The 13,935-nt window shown below is 67.2% G+C and carries 11 protein-coding genes; 4 read left to right on the forward strand and 7 right to left on the reverse strand.

The genetic code is table 11. From position 1 onward, the window contains the following. The first annotated feature begins 52 nt into the window (after window positions 1-52). On the forward strand, window positions 53-2,830 hold the full coding sequence (locus tag NUW50_RS12470) for a DUF2339 domain-containing protein (protein WP_258289462.1): 2,778 nt from the start codon (window positions 53-55) through the stop codon (window positions 2,828-2,830). Between the two features lie 52 nt (window positions 2,831-2,882). Here NUW50_RS12470 and NUW50_RS12475 read toward each other — a convergent pair whose 3' ends face one another. The 6 genes from NUW50_RS12475 to NUW50_RS12500 all read right to left on the reverse strand — a co-directional run bounded on the left by NUW50_RS12475 (window position 2,883) and on the right by NUW50_RS12500 (window position 10,291). Further along, window positions 2,883-4,082: an FAD-dependent oxidoreductase gene (locus NUW50_RS12475; RefSeq protein WP_258289463.1), complete on the reverse strand. Its 1,200-nt coding sequence runs from the start codon at window positions 4,080-4,082 to the stop codon at window positions 2,883-2,885. 20 nt (window positions 4,083-4,102) lie between these two features. Continuing rightward, the gene (locus tag NUW50_RS12480; protein WP_258289464.1) at window positions 4,103-4,555 is read right to left on the reverse strand and encodes a methylated-DNA--[protein]-cysteine S-methyltransferase; all 453 of its coding nucleotides are present in this window, start codon (window positions 4,553-4,555) and stop codon (window positions 4,103-4,105) included. 107 nt (window positions 4,556-4,662) lie between these two features. After that, window positions 4,663-7,593 carry an isoleucine--tRNA ligase gene (gene ileS / locus NUW50_RS12485; RefSeq protein ID WP_258289465.1) on the reverse strand — a complete coding sequence of 977 codons (2,931 nt, stop codon included), beginning with the start codon at window positions 7,591-7,593 and terminating at the stop codon, window positions 4,663-4,665. Between the two features lie 229 nt (window positions 7,594-7,822). Next, on the reverse strand, window positions 7,823-8,518 hold the full coding sequence (locus NUW50_RS12490) for a CDP-alcohol phosphatidyltransferase family protein (protein ID WP_258289466.1): 696 nt from the start codon (window positions 8,516-8,518) through the stop codon (window positions 7,823-7,825). A 118-nt stretch (window positions 8,519-8,636) separates the two neighbouring features. Then, on the reverse strand, window positions 8,637-9,596 hold the full coding sequence (locus tag NUW50_RS12495) for a tyrosine recombinase XerC (protein ID WP_258289467.1): 960 nt from the start codon (window positions 9,594-9,596) through the stop codon (window positions 8,637-8,639). Further along, window positions 9,584-10,291, reverse strand: coding sequence for a DUF484 family protein (locus tag NUW50_RS12500; protein ID WP_258289468.1), 708 nt, complete (start codon window positions 10,289-10,291; stop codon window positions 9,584-9,586). Before NUW50_RS12500 ends, NUW50_RS12495 begins: the two co-directional genes overlap by 13 nt. A gap of 222 nt (window positions 10,292-10,513) precedes the next feature. Here NUW50_RS12500 and NUW50_RS12505 point away from each other — a divergent pair, with 222 nt between their 5' ends. The 3 genes from NUW50_RS12505 to NUW50_RS12515 all read left to right on the forward strand — a co-directional run bounded on the left by NUW50_RS12505 (window position 10,514) and on the right by NUW50_RS12515 (window position 12,932). Beyond that, entirely contained in the window at window positions 10,514-11,131 is a 618-nt protein-coding gene (locus NUW50_RS12505; RefSeq protein ID WP_258289469.1) for a class I SAM-dependent methyltransferase, read from the forward strand. A gap of 164 nt (window positions 11,132-11,295) precedes the next feature. Beyond that, window positions 11,296-12,450 carry an ImmA/IrrE family metallo-endopeptidase gene (locus NUW50_RS12510; RefSeq protein ID WP_258289470.1) on the forward strand — a complete coding sequence of 385 codons (1,155 nt, stop codon included), beginning with the start codon at window positions 11,296-11,298 and terminating at the stop codon, window positions 12,448-12,450. Further along, the gene (locus tag NUW50_RS12515; RefSeq protein WP_258289471.1) at window positions 12,450-12,932 is read left to right on the forward strand and encodes a DUF4411 family protein; all 483 of its coding nucleotides are present in this window, start codon (window positions 12,450-12,452) and stop codon (window positions 12,930-12,932) included. The genes NUW50_RS12510 and NUW50_RS12515 overlap by 1 nt, the downstream gene beginning before the upstream one ends. A 306-nt stretch (window positions 12,933-13,238) precedes the next feature. Here the strand turns inward: NUW50_RS12515 and fsa are convergent, their stop codons facing one another. Continuing rightward, on the reverse strand, window positions 13,239-13,892 hold the full coding sequence (fsa, locus tag NUW50_RS12520) for a fructose-6-phosphate aldolase (protein ID WP_258289472.1): 654 nt from the start codon (window positions 13,890-13,892) through the stop codon (window positions 13,239-13,241). Window positions 13,893-13,935 lie beyond the last annotated feature (43 nt).

Below are 13,935 nucleotides of genomic sequence, written 5' to 3' on the forward strand. Positions count from 1 at the left end.
ATGCCGGGGCCACAGCTCACGATACCTTCGCGCAAAACACGAAGGGACAGCCGTGCTGGATTTCATCTTCGGGCTGGTGTTGGCCCTGGCTCTGGCCGGGCTTGCGCTGCTGATCGGGCTGGTCATCTGGGCGGCAGGGTTGAGCCGTCGGGTCGGCCGGCTGGAAGCCCGGCTGGTCGAGGCGGTCCGGGCCGCGCAGGCCGATACCTCCGCCGTCGCTGCGCAACCCGACATCAGTGCACCCGCCGACCCGGATCGGGCAGGGCCCGCGGGCGAGGTCGCCGCCGATGCCGACGCCCAGGCCGATGCCGGAGCGGAGGACGAAACCGCACCGTCCCGCAAGCTGCCCTGGCCGGCGCTCGAACCGGCGCTGGCCGCGGCGCAGGCCGTCGGGCCGACGGGGCCGGTGCCCAGTGCCGACGAGCTTGTCGCGCAGGACAAGGCGATTGTCTTCACCAGCGACCGCATCACCGATCTCGGCAACTGGATCCGGGCCAACTGGGTCTATGTGATCTCGGCCGTCTCGCTGGCGCTGGCCGGGGTCTATTTCGTGCTCTACGGGATCGAGAAGGGCCTGCTGCCGCCCTCGGCCCGGGTTCTGGCCGCCCTGGGGCTGGGCCTGGCCCTGATCGTGCTGGGCGAATGGCTGCGCCGCCGGTATTCGCCGGGCGGCGCCACCGCCTTCCTGCCCGCGACCTTCGCGGGCGCCGGGCTGGTCTCGATGTTCGCCGCTGTCCTGGCGGCGCGGCAGCTCTACGGGCTGATCGGGGCCGAGGCCGGGCTGGCCGGATTGCTGGCGGTGGCGGCGGGCGCGGTGCTGCTGGGCTGGTTCCACGGGCCCTTCCTGACCGCCTTCGGCCTGATCGGCGCCTCGGTGGCGCCCTTCGTCGTCGGTGGGTCCAGCGACACGCCCTATTGGCTCTACCCCTGGTTTCTCGTCATCGCCGCCACCGGCCTGGCCGTCGATGCGATGCGCCGTTGGGCCTGGATTTCGGTGCTGGCGCTGGTCCTCGGCTATGGCGGGCTGCTCTTCGTCCTGTCGGGGGTCGGCGGCCCGGGCTATTTCGGCCTGTCGCTGGCGGTCCTGGCGCTGCTGACCCTTGTGCTGCCCGAGATGCACCTGGCGCCGCAGCAACAGGGGCCGACCATCACCGAGACCCTGCTGCGCGGCGGCAAGGGCGCCTGGCCGGGCTTTCCGGTGCGGCTGGCGGGGGGCGCGGTGCTGGCCTCCAGCGCCGGGCTGCTGCTGTTGCCCGCGGGCTCGGTGGCCGACAGCCAGATGGCGCTGTTCTGCCTGACCGGCCTGGGACTGGCGCTGATCCTCTGGGCCAGCCGCGCCCCGGGGCTGGCCGATCTGGCGGCGCTGCCGGTGGCGGCCTTCCTGCTGCGGCTGGCGCTCGAAGGGGGCGCGCGGCTGCCCTTGGCGCGGGACTTCGCCGATCAGGCGATCGCGCTGCGGCTGCCCGAAAGCGCCGCGCCCTGGACCATGATCCTGCTGCTGGGCCTCGCCGTGGCGCTGTCGCTGGCCCTGGCCTGGCGCAGCGGAACAGAGCCAGGGCGGCGGGCGTTCTGGGCCGCCGGCGCCGCGCTGACCGCACCGATGGCGGCGGCCGGGCTGGAGCTTCTGTGGAACCCGCGCGCGGTGACCGGCGCCTATCCCTGGGCGCTTCAGGTCATGGCGGTCGCGGCGCTGATGGCGGTGCTGGCCGAGCGTTTCGCGCGCGCCGATGCCGGCGACCGCCGCCGCGCCGCCTATGCGGTGCTCTCCTGCCTGTCGCTGATCGCGCTGGCGCTGTTCATCGTGGTGACCAAGGCGGCGCTGACCGTGGCGCTGGCGGTGCTCCTGGTCAGCGCGGCGCTGCTCGACCGCCGTTTCCGGCTGCCCGAAATGGGCTGGTTCATCCAGGTCGGCGTGCTGGTCCTCGGCTGGCGCCTGCTGGTCGATCCGGGGCTCGGCTGGGCCGTGGACGCCCCGCTCTGGGAGGTCTCGCTGGCCTTCCTCGGGGCGCTGGCCGGTCTGGCCGGCGCCTGGGTCCTGCTGCCCGAAGAGCGTCCGGCGCCGAAGCTGCTGCTGGAAAGCGGCTTTGTCTCGGCGGCGGCGCTGTTCGTCAACGTGCTGCTGGTGCGCTGGCTGGAGGGGCGACCCGCCGTGCAGGACCACTGGGCCATCTCGCTGAACGCGCTGCCCTGGCTGATCGTGGCGCTGGTGCAGCTCTGGCGGCAGAGCCTGGGCGGCTGGCTGCGCTGGCTGCGTCTCGGGCTGGCGGCGGTGGCCGGGCTGCTCTGGGCCGCGCCGATGGCGGTGGCGGTGTTCCTGACCAGCCCGCTTTCCGAGGGCCGGGTGCAGGGGCCGGTGGTCCTCGACACGCTGATGCTGAGCTACCTGCTGCCCGGCGCGGTGCTGCTGGCCGGGCTGCGGCTGGCGCCCTGGCGCTGGCTGCGCTGGTTGATGGCGGGGCTCGGCGGCGCGCTGGCGGTCTTCTATGCGGCGCTGGAGATCCGGCGCTGGTTCCAGGGACCGGTGCTGTCGCATCCCGGCGTCACCCAGGGAGAGCTCTATGCCTACACGGTGGCGATGATGCTGGGGGCCGCCGTGCTCCTGTTCCGCGCCCTGCAGACCGGCTCGCCGCAACGCCGCTGGGTGGCGATGGGCCTGATCGCGCTGACCGTGGCCAAGGTCTTCCTTCTGGATGCCGCCGGGCTGTCGGGGCTGATGCGGGTGGTCTCCTTCCTGCTGCTCGGCCTGGCCCTGGCCGGGGTCGCCTTCCTCAACCGCTGGGCCGCCGCACGCGAGGCGCCGCCCGACGCGGGCGAAGACGCCGGGTCCTGAAGGGCGCGAAGGCCGGCGCCCCGGGGGGGCGGGTCGGGCGCCGCGCCCGCCTTCAGGGAAACGCCACCCCGGCCAGCGGCGGGATCAGATCGCCGCAGACCAGCCGGTTCAGCACCCGGGGCAGGGGCCAGAGCCGCGACAGCGGCATCAGCCCGCGATCCCGCAACACCGGCAACAGAAGACTGTCCGACTGGTACTGCGGCGTGAACAGCACCGAGAAGGTCTGGTACAGCCGCACATGCCAGCGCCGCATCCGGGCATAGAGCGCCAGCGCCTCGGCCCCTTCGGCCGCCTCCAGCGCCAGCACCAGCGCCAGCGCATCCAGCAGCGCCATGTTCGCCCCCTGGCCCAGCTGCGGCGAGGCCCGGTGCGCCGCGTCGCCCAGATAGGCGATCCGATCCCCGACCGGGCGGCGCAGCGTGCCATGGCCATAGCTGGCGGGCAGCATCTGCCCGGCCTCGGTGATCGTCTCCAGAAACGGCGCGTAGCCGGGCCAGAGCGCCCCGGCCTCGGCCTTCCAGGCGACCGGATCGCAGGCCGCCCACCCCGCCAGCGCCGGCCGCGGCATCGACCAGAAGATCGCCGCAAGCGGGGTCGGATCGCCCGGCAACCGGCCCAGCGGCAGCACTCCCGCCATCCGGCTGGCCTTCCGGTAGCATTGCGTCAGCTCGGTCGGCGACAGATCGGTGCCGCCCGGCCCGGGCCAGGGCACCGTTCCCCAGATCGCGCCATAGGGCAGGGGCCGCGCGACCAGCGGCGACAGGGTCGAGCGCGCCCCGCTGCAATCGAGCACCAGGTCGAAGGGCCCGAGCCTCCCGGCCACGGTCTCCAGCCACCGGCCTGTCCCGCCCGGTGGCGCGGCCCGGACCTCGGCCCCGGGCCGGAGCGCGACCCCCGCGGTCCGCGCCGCCTGCCAGAGACAGTCGAACAGCGCCGCCCGGTGGATCGCCAGCCCGAAGAAATCGCGGCCCTTCAGCCGGTAATGCACATCCAGCACCTGCCGGCCGCTGTCGGCCTCATGGCCCCGCATTCGGTGGATCGGATTGCCCAGGGCCCGCGCCGCATCGCCGGCCCCCATCCGGTCCAGCACCGCCAGCCCGACGGGCTGGATCACCAGCCCCGAGCCCACCGGCATGGGCGTCTCGAACCGGTCGGCCACCGTCACCCGATGCCCGGCCCGCGCCAGCAAGGCCGCCGCCGCCAGCCCGGCCACCCCGGCCCCCGCTATCCCGATGTCGATTCGCGCCGTCATGCCGCCTGACCCCGCCCGCCTCAGATCAGCAGCGAGGCCGCCCCCTCGTGTTTCAGAAGCGCCACCTTGGTCTCGATCCCGCCGGGGGCCGAGAACCCGCCCAGGTTGCCGGTTCCCGTCACCCGGTGACAGGGCACGATGATCGGGATCGGATTGCCGCCGCAGAGCTTGCCCGCCGCCTGTGCCGAAAGGCCGAGCTTCCGGGCCATCTCGCCGTAGGTCCGGGTCTCGCCGAAGGGGATGCCGCACAGTTCGGTGCAGAACCGCCGCTGCGCCGGGCTGGCCCTGGGCGACAGCGGCAGGTCGAAGCTGGTCAGCCGATGCGCGAAATAGGCCTGCAACTGCCGCGCCGCCTCGACCAGCAGCGGGGTCTCGTCACGGGCTCCGTCGCGCCAGAAGGTCTCGACCAGAGCGCCGTCTTCCTCGATCAGGGTGATCGGCCCGAAAGGGGTCTGGGTGGACAGAGCAGCCATGCCGCCAGACTGCGCCGGGCGCCAGCGCCGCGCAAGCGCCCGCAGCGGCTTTACCTTGGAAATATCCCGGGGGGGGATCGGGGGGGCAGAGCCCCCCCTTGGGCCGTCTAGCCCTGGCTCAGCGCCTCGTCGCAGCGCCCGCAGACCCCGGCATGTCTGTGGCTGCCCACATCCGGCAGGATCTTCCAGCAACGCTGGCATTTCTCGCCCTCGGCGCGCTCGAAGATGACGCCGACCCCGGTCACATCCGGCAGCCGGAAGGCTTCCGCCGGCGAGGGATCGGCACTCAGCCGCAGGCCCGAGGTGATGCAGATGTCGTCGAAGGCCACGCTCTTCAGCGCCGCCAGCACCTCGGGGTCCTCGACATGCACCACCGGCGCCGCTTCCAGGCTGGCGCCGATCTCCTTGGCGCTGCGCTGCACTTCCAGCGCCGCCGTCACCGTGCGCCGCGCCCGCCGCACCTGCTCCCATTTCGCCGCCAGCCCGGCATCGGCCCAGTCCGCGGGCGTTTCGGGGAAGTCCTGCAGATGGACCGAGGCATCCTCGCCCGGGAAGCGCTCCAGCCAGACCTCTTCCATGGTGAAGACCAGGATCGGCGCCAGCCAGGTCGTCAGCCGGTGGAACAGCAGGTCCAGCACGGTCCGCGCCGCGCGCCGCCGCGCGGTATCGCCGTCGCAGTAGAGCGCATCCTTGCGGATGTCGAAATAGAAGGCCGAGAGATCGGAGGTGGCGAAATCGAACAGGCTGCGGAACACGCCCTGGAAATCGTAGCGGGCATAGCCGTCGCGCACCACGCGGTCCAGTTCCGCCAGCCGGTGCAGCACCCAGCGTTCCAGTTCCGGCATCTCCTCGGGCGCCACCCGGTCGGCTTCGGTGAAGCTCGACAGCGCCCCCAGCAGGAAGCGCATCGTGTTGCGCAGCCGCCGGTAGCCGTCCGCGGTGCCCTTCAGGATTTCCGGCCCGATCCGCTGGTCGGCGGTGTAATCCGACTGCGCCACCCAGAGCCGCAGGATGTCGGCACCATATTGCTCGATCACCTTCTGCGGCACGATGGTGTTGCCGATCGACTTGGACATCTTCATGCCCTTCTCGTCCAGCGTGAAGCCGTGCGTCACCACCGCCCGGTAGGGCGCCCGGCCCAGGGTGCCGCAGGCCTGCAGCATCGAGCTGTGGAACCAGCCGCGATGCTGGTCGGTGCCTTCCATGTAGACATCCGCGATCCCGTCCTCGGTGCCGTCGGCGCGGTCGCGCAGCACGAAGGCATGCGTCGATCCGGAATCGAACCAGACATCGAGAATGTCGAAGACCTGTTCATAATCCGACGCGTCGGCGCGGCCTTCCAGGACCTTTTCCTTGAATCCTTGCACATACCAGACATCGGCGCCTTCGGCCTCGAAGGCCTCGACGATCCGCCTGTTGACCTCGGCATCGCGCAGCAGGAAGTCGGGGTCTTCCGGCCGGGCCCCCTTCTTGACGAAACAGGTCAGCGGCACGCCCCAGGCGCGCTGCCGGCTCAGCACCCAGTCGGGCCGCGCCTCGATCATCGAGTGCAGCCGGTTGCGACCGGTCTTCGGGGTCCAGCTCACCAGCTCGTCGATGCTGGTCAGCGCCCGCTCGCGGATGGTCTTGCCGTAGGTGTCCTGGCCGTCGCCGACCGGCCTGTCGATCGCGGCGAACCATTGCGGCGTGTTGCGATAGATCACCGGCGCTTTCGAGCGCCAGCTGTGCGGGTAGCTGTGCTTGATCTTGCCGCGCGCCAGCAGCCCGCCGACCTCGGCCAGCTTGGCGATCACGGCGGCATTGGCATCGCCTTCCCAGTCGCCCTTCTTCGCGGCCTCGCGCAGGATGCGCTTGCCGCCGAAGAACGGCATGTCGTCGCGGAACGAGCCGTCGGGCATCACGTTGTAGGTGATGACCTCGGCCAGCATCCCGAGATCGCGGTAGAGCTCGTATTCCTCCAGCCCGTGGCTCGGCGCGCAATGGACAAAGCCGGTGCCCTCGTCATCGGTGACGAAATCGGCGGCACGGAAATCGCGCGGGTCGTCCCATTCGCCGTTGGCGCCTTCGACCCCGGCCAGCGGATGGATCAGGGACAGCCCGCCGAATTCCGAGGTCGGCACGTCCCGGACCTTGCGCCACTGATCCTCGCCCAGCCGGGCCTTCGCGAAAGTCTGTTCGGCCAGCTTGTTGGCAAGGATGTATCGCTCGCCGACCTGCGCCCAGCATTCCTCCGGCGTCGCGGTGACCTCGTAGAGGCCATAGCCATAGTCGGCCCCGAACACGACCGCCTTGTTGGACGGGATCGTCCAGGGCGTGGTGGTCCAGATGACGACATAGGCATCGGTCAGGTCATTGCCGCCCTGCGCCGGAGCGACCTTGAACTTCACCCAGACGGTCGGGCTTTCCTTGTCGTGATACTCGACCTCGGCCTCGGCCAGCGCGGTCTGCTCGACCGGCGACCACATCACCGGCTTCGAGCCTTGGTAGAGCGTCCCGTTCATCAGGAATTTCTGGAACTCCTCGGCGATCACCGCCTCGGCGTGGAAATCCATCGTCAGATAGGGATCGGCCCAGTTGCCGGTGACGCCCAGGCGCTTGAACTCCTCGCGCTGGATATCGACCCAGCCCTCGGCGAATTTCCGGCACTCCTGGCGGAAATCGACCACCGGCACCGCATCCTTGTCCAGCCCCTTGGCGCGGTACTGCTCTTCGATCTTCCACTCGATCGGCAGCCCGTGGCAGTCCCAGCCCGGGACATAGCGGCTGTCGTAGCCCATCATCTGCCGCGAGCGCACGATCATGTCCTTGATCGTCTTGTTCAGTGCATGGCCGATATGGAGATGCCCGTTGGCATAGGGAGGTCCGTCATGCAGGACAAAGGACGGCCGGCCGGTCTTTTCCCGCAGCCGGTCATAGATGCCGATCCGTTCCCACCGCTCCAGCCAGCCCGGTTCGCGGGCCGGAAGGCCGGCACGCATCGGGAAATCGGTTTTCGGCAGGTTCAGGGTGGATTTGTAGTCGGGCGTTTCGGCGCACATGTCTGGCGTCCTTTGGCAGAAAGGTCAGCGTGGTCTTAGGGGAGGGGCGGCGCGGGGTCCAGACGCCTTGATCCGGCGGGGGTCAGGCCGCCGGGGGGCTAATTCGCGCAGGATGAGATATGCCGGACATGGCGGCGATATAACGGCGGCGGCGGCGAGGGTAAAGGGTGCGGTCCGCAGCCGGGGCGGTTGCCGGCGGCGGCGGTGCCCATACCGACCGGTGGCGGCCCTACAGCTCTTCCCGGTAGATCAATTGCTGCAATATCCCGGCCGAAACCAGATAGAGCGAGGTCACCAGCATCCCCAGATGCGCCCAGCTCTGCGGCGGGAAATTGCCCCAGGCCGACCAGGTGGCGAAGATCACCCAGGCCAGCGCCATCGGCAGGGTGACGATCCGCCAGCGCTCGGTCCGGACCGGATGGACGAACTTGAAGTTGACGAACATCGTCGCCGCCAGGACCACGATGATCGCCAGCGTCACCGGATGCGGCGGCTTCAGGGCAAACAGCACCAGCACCACCATGTTCCAGCAGGCGGGGAAGCCGGCAAAGGAAAAGTCCTTTGTCTTCATGCGGGTATCGCAGAAATAGACCACCGAGGCATAGGTGATGACGATGATGGCGATCCAGCCGGGCCAGCCCGGCAGCAGGCCGGACTTGAACAGCGCATAGGCCGGGATGAAGACATAGGTCAGATAGTCGATGATCATGTCCAGAAGCACGCCGTCATAGGTCGGCCAGTTCTTCTTGACGTCGTAGCGCCGGGCCAGCGGGCCGTCGATCCCGTCAACCACCAGCGCCACCACCAGCCAGAGGAACATCAGGCTCCACTCGCGGTCCACCGCCGCCAGCAGGGCGAGCATGGCAAAGACCGCTCCCGAAGCGGTGAGCAGATGGACGAGAAGGGCTTTGTAGCGCAACGGCATTGGCGAGTTGTGGCCAAAATCGCCTCCTGGTGCAACCGGGGGCGGGCCGGTCTCTGCCGGGGTGCGGGATTGCGGGCACAGGCGGGGAGGGCGGACCGGGCTTTCCGGCCCGCGCGACTCAGGCGCGGGGATGCGCGGCGTCGTAGACCTCCATCAGCCGGGCGGTATCGACGGCGGTATAGGCCTGGGTCGTGGACAGCGAGGCATGGCCCAGCAGGTCCTGGATCGCCCGCAGGTCGCCACCCGCCGCCAGCAGATGGGTGGCGAAGCTGTGCCGCATCGCATGCGGCGTCGCGGTGGCGGGCAGGCCCAGTTGCAGGCGCGAGACCTCCATCGCCTTCTGGATCAGCCGCGGCGACAGCGCCCCGCCGCGCACGCCGCGGAACAGCGGCGCCTCGGGCGTCAGGTCATGCGGGCAGAGCCGGACATAGTCGGCCACCGCCTGCCGCGCCGCCGGGATCACCGGCACTAGCCGCTCCTTGCCGCCTTTGCCGGTGATCCGCAGCACCTCGGGCAAGGGATGCGCGGCGCCGGTCAGGCCCAGGGCCTCGGAAATCCGCAGGCCGCAGCCCCAGAGCAGCGTCACCACCGCCAGGTCGCGGGCCGCCACCCAGGGCTCGGCGGGCTGCATCTCGACCCGGTCCAGCATCGCCCGCGCCGCCGCGACATCCAGCGGCCGGGGCAGGGGCTTGGAAAACTTCGGACTGCGCGCCTGCAGCACGGCGGTCGCCTCGACCCCCTCGCGCTCGGCCAGCCAGCCGGTGAAGCCCTTCACCGCCGACAGCGCCCGCGCCAGCGACCGGGCCGATACGCCCCGGGCCCGCTCATGCGCCATCCAGGCCCGCAGGTCGGCGGTGCCCACCTTCAGCACCGGCCCCAGCCCCGAGGGCGCGCCGAAATGTCCGGTCAGGAAGGCCAGATAGCCCAGCACGTCGCGGCGATAGGCCTCGATGGTCCTCGGCGCCCGCCCGCCCATGGCCGAGAGCTGCTCCAGCCAGCGATCCAGCGCCGTGCGCAGGGCCGGCGAGATGGTCAGCGCCGCCTGCGCCGACCCGGCGGCGGGGCTCAGTCCAGCCATTTCCGCATCATGCGCTCGAAGACATCGCCGAAGAAGGCCAGCAGGTCAGTCCCGTGCGAGGCGCGGAACTGATGCGGGTCCTCGGCCCCCAGCACCAGCATCCCCGGCAGCCGGCCCCGGCCCAGGTCCAGCCGCAGGCAGGCTTCCGAGCGGATCCATCCGGTCGCCGAACCGAAGATCACCTCGGTCTCGGGCGAGACCTGGCGCAGCGTCACGTTGCGCACCGGCACCTCGCGGCCATAGGTCAGATAGGTGTGGATGAAGCCCGGCTCGGCGGTCACCAGCACATCGCCCATCCGCGTCACCGCCGGATCGTCGCCCTCCTGGAAGGTTTCCAGCACCAGCTTGATGCAATCCACCTGCAGCGTCGCCGCGATGTCGCCGCCCAGGTCGGTCAGGAAGGTCTCGAAATCCGGCGACTCCAGCAGCCGCAGCACCGCGCGATGCACCGCATTGGTGCCGGCTAGGTTCTCGTAGGCCGCCGCGATGACCGAGCGGTGGGTGTCCTCCAGCCGGTCGAGCCGCTGCTCCAGCCGTTCCATCGCGATGCCGCGCAGATCGACGACATTGCCGCCCATGGCGCGCTCGTTGGCGGCGATCAGGGCGCGCATCACGTCCAGGTCGGACAGGATGACGTCGGGGTCGGCAATGATCTTCTCGCGGAAATCATCGCCCAGAAGGGCGGTCTGGGTCATTCTCGTGCTCGCTGCCTCTCTCGGTGCCGGGCGTTGGCCGCCCGGTCGGATCGTCTTGCCCCGTTTTGCCCGTCCGGCGCGGTCGAGGTCCAGAGCTTTTGCCCCCCGCCGCAGAGGCCCCGGGGCAAGGTTGCGCAGGGGACACAGGGCCGGGGCTGGCGCCGGGGCCGGCAGCCGCTATGCTGATCCCGGCCGCAACAGCCCGGCCGAACGGAGGCTCCCTTGGCCACATCGCCCCGCATCTGGAACTGGATCGCCCGCCGCTACGCCCGCCAGCCGGTGCCCGATGCCGCCGCCTATCAGCGCAAGCTCGACCAGACCCGCGCCCTGCTGGCCCCCGACATGACGCTGCTGGAATTCGGCTGCGGCACCGGCACCACGGCGCTGCACCACGCCCCGCATGTCGCCCGCATCGACGCCATCGACTTTGCCGAGGGGATGATCGCCATCGCCCGCGAAAAGGCCGCGGCCGCCGGGGCCGGCAATCTCCGCTTCGAGGTCGCGACGATCGAGGACTGGCCGGCCCCCGACGCCAGCTACGACATGGTGCTGGGGATGAGCATCCTGCACCTGCTGGCCGAGCGGCGGGCGGTGCTGGCCCGGGTGCATGCGCTGCTGAAACCCGGCGGGCGCTTCCTGTCGAGCACGGTCTGCATTTCCGACATGGGCCGCCTGCCCCGGCTTCTCGCCCCGGTGCTGCGCGGCCTGGGGCTGATCCCGGTCGCCAGCCTGGCCGGCGAGACCCTGCTGGCCGAGATCACCGCCGCCGGATTCGAGATCGAGGACCACTGGCGCCCCGGCCCGGGCAAGCCGATGTTCGTGGTGGCGCGGAGGGGGTAGGGGGCTGTAGGTCGGACAAGTTACATCGGACATTTGGTGCAAGTCACATGCAAGCAACACGTGGGATATGGCAGACACAGTCATCAAATGTGAACTGTCGCATAATTTACTCTGTCTTAACTTTGTGCGCACTCTTTTGAGAAGGAGCTAAAGGGAGGTCATGGATGGCACGGGTCGAGATTGCCCCGGACGTGCTTCGGTGGGCGCGTGAGCGCTCCGACCTGACTGTGAGTAGGTTGGCCAAGAAGTTCAAAGGCTACCCGGAGTGGGAGGCTGGACATGGCGGCCCAACATTCAGTCAACTGGACTCTTTGGCAAGTTTTCTACATGTTCCTATGGGCATGTTTTTTCTGAAGGCGCCGCCTGAAGAACGTCTGACCCTTCCTGACTTCAGGAAGATGCCCGATTCGCCATTTGAACGGCCAACCCCCGACCTGTTGGATACAATCAGGGAGTGCAAGCGCCGACAAAGCTGGTATCGAGATTACGCCCGAAATTCGGGACTGGGTCCACTGAAATTCGTCGGCTCCGCCAGTTTAACCAATGATCCTGGAGCGGTTGCAGCGCAAGTCAGGGCTACTATTGGTCTCGAAGTTGGTCAGCGGTCTGTCGCGCCCAACTGGACTGAGTTTCTCAGAGGTTTTATACGAGCAACCCAAGAGGTTCGCATTCTCGTTATGGTGAATGGGGTGGTCGGCAACAACACAAGGAGGCCCCTTGACCCGCGCGAATTTCGAGGTTTTGCTATTGCAGATCCGATTGCGCCACTAGTTTTCATTAATGGAGCTGACACTAAGGCGGCTCAGATTTTTTCGCTAGCGCATGAGGTCGCACATATTTGGTTGGGTGAGAGTGGCGTAAGTCGAATTAAAGTCAATTCACTTTCGCATGACAACCGTGTTGAGGCATGGTGTAACAAAGTCGCGGCTGAAATCCTTGTCCCTATGGAGCAACTTGCAAGAACGCAAAATTTGGAAAACTACGAAGTTTCGATGTACGAAGTTGCTCGAAAATTCAGAGTTAGCACTCTCGTTGCTTTGAGGCGCATTCATGAAGCAGGTGCTATAGATCGAGCGACCTTTGATTTCGCATACCAGGAAGAGCTTGAGCGGGTACTAAATCATGAGAGAAGTTCCGGCGGATCTGGGGGAAATTTTTATAATACAATCAATGCGCGTGTCGATAGGCGCTTTGCTGAGGCAGTCATTTGTTCTACCATTGAGGGCAGAACCTTAGTCGGTGATGCCTTGAACCTATTGAGCATAAAAAACACCGGCACCTTGAAGCGTGAAGCGCAAGTATTGGGTTACTCGTTTTGATGTATTTGTTTGATACCAATGCATTCTTGACGCCCGCAAATACGTACTATGCTTTTGATATTTGTGGCGGATACTGGGATTGGATACTGGAGGCCGCAACTGCCGGTGAGGTTTCTAGCATCGATATGGTGAAACGCGAGTTGAGACGAAAGGATGACCAGATTCGGAATTGGATTGATATTCACGCTAGCGCGGTCTTTCAAAGTGAAACAACTTCGGATGCGAAGAAGATGAAAGAAATTGCAGCATGGGCTGTCGGTGGGAAGTATACCCCGGAAGCTCAAGCTGAATTTCTTAGCAAGGCCGATTCAATGCTGGTAGCAAGGGCGATGAATTGTGACGGTACGGTAGTTACTCTAGAGATATCTGAGCCGAGGCGACAAAATCGAGTCAAGGTTCCGGATGCGTGTAGGGCCCATGGCGTGAAACATATTACACCATACGAATTGCTGCGAAAGAAGGGCGTCAGGCTCATCAAGTAGGGCTGAATGGGGTTAAGTCGAAAATCCCTATTCACGGTGTTCGAAATTGGGTTGGATAGCGAGAACTTGAGTCGTCAATTGTGGCTGGTAGAAGTCACGGACGTTGGCACAAATCTGGCCTAATGTCTGCCCCCCCCCCAACAACCCAAAAGGCACCTGCAAATGGAGTCTCTTGGAGCGGTCTTAACATCAACCCCTTAACCCCCCATTAACCAAAACAGGCGTCCCCAGAGGAACGCCTGCAAAATCAATCACTTGACCCCCCGTCCCCATGGGGACGCCCGGAATCGGGGCGGAAATCCGGCCTCAGAGGATCTTCTGGCCGGTCTTTTCCCAGTCCTTCAGGAACTGCGCCAGCCCCTTGTCGGTCAGCGGGTGGCCGGCCATCGCCTTGATCACGTTCGGCGGCGCGGTGGCCACGTCGGCGCCGATCTTCGCCGCCTCGGACATGTGGTTGGCCGAGCGGATCGAGGCGGCCAGGATCTGGGTCTCGAAGCCGTAGTTGTCATAGATGATCCGGATGTCCGAGATCAGCTCCAGCCCGTCGATGTTCATGTCGTCCAGCCGCCCGATGAAGGGCGAGATGAAGGTCGCCCCCGCCTTCGCCGCCAGCAGCGCCTGGTTGGCCGAGAAGCAGAGCGTGACGTTGACCATCCGGCCTTCGTCGGTCAGAACCTTGCAGGCCTTGAGTCCCGCCCAGGTCAGGGGCACCTTCACCGCGATGTTCTCGGCGATCCCGGCCAGCTTGCGCCCCTCGGCGATCATCGCATCGGCGTCCACCGCCACCACCTCGGCCGAGACAGGGCCCTCGACGATGGAGCAGATTTCCTTGGTCACCTCCAGGATATCCCGGCCCGACTTCAGGATCAGCGACGGGTTGGTGGTGACGCCATCGACCATGCCCAGGTCATGCAGCTCGCGGATTGCATCGACATCCGCGGTATCGACAAAGAATTTCATTGGACCGCTCCTTGGGGTTTGCGTTGGCCCTTCCTCTAGCGCA

It is taken from the genome of Frigidibacter sp. ROC022 (assembly GCF_024723735.1).
Classification (GTDB): domain Bacteria; phylum Pseudomonadota; class Alphaproteobacteria; order Rhodobacterales; family Rhodobacteraceae; genus SLM-1.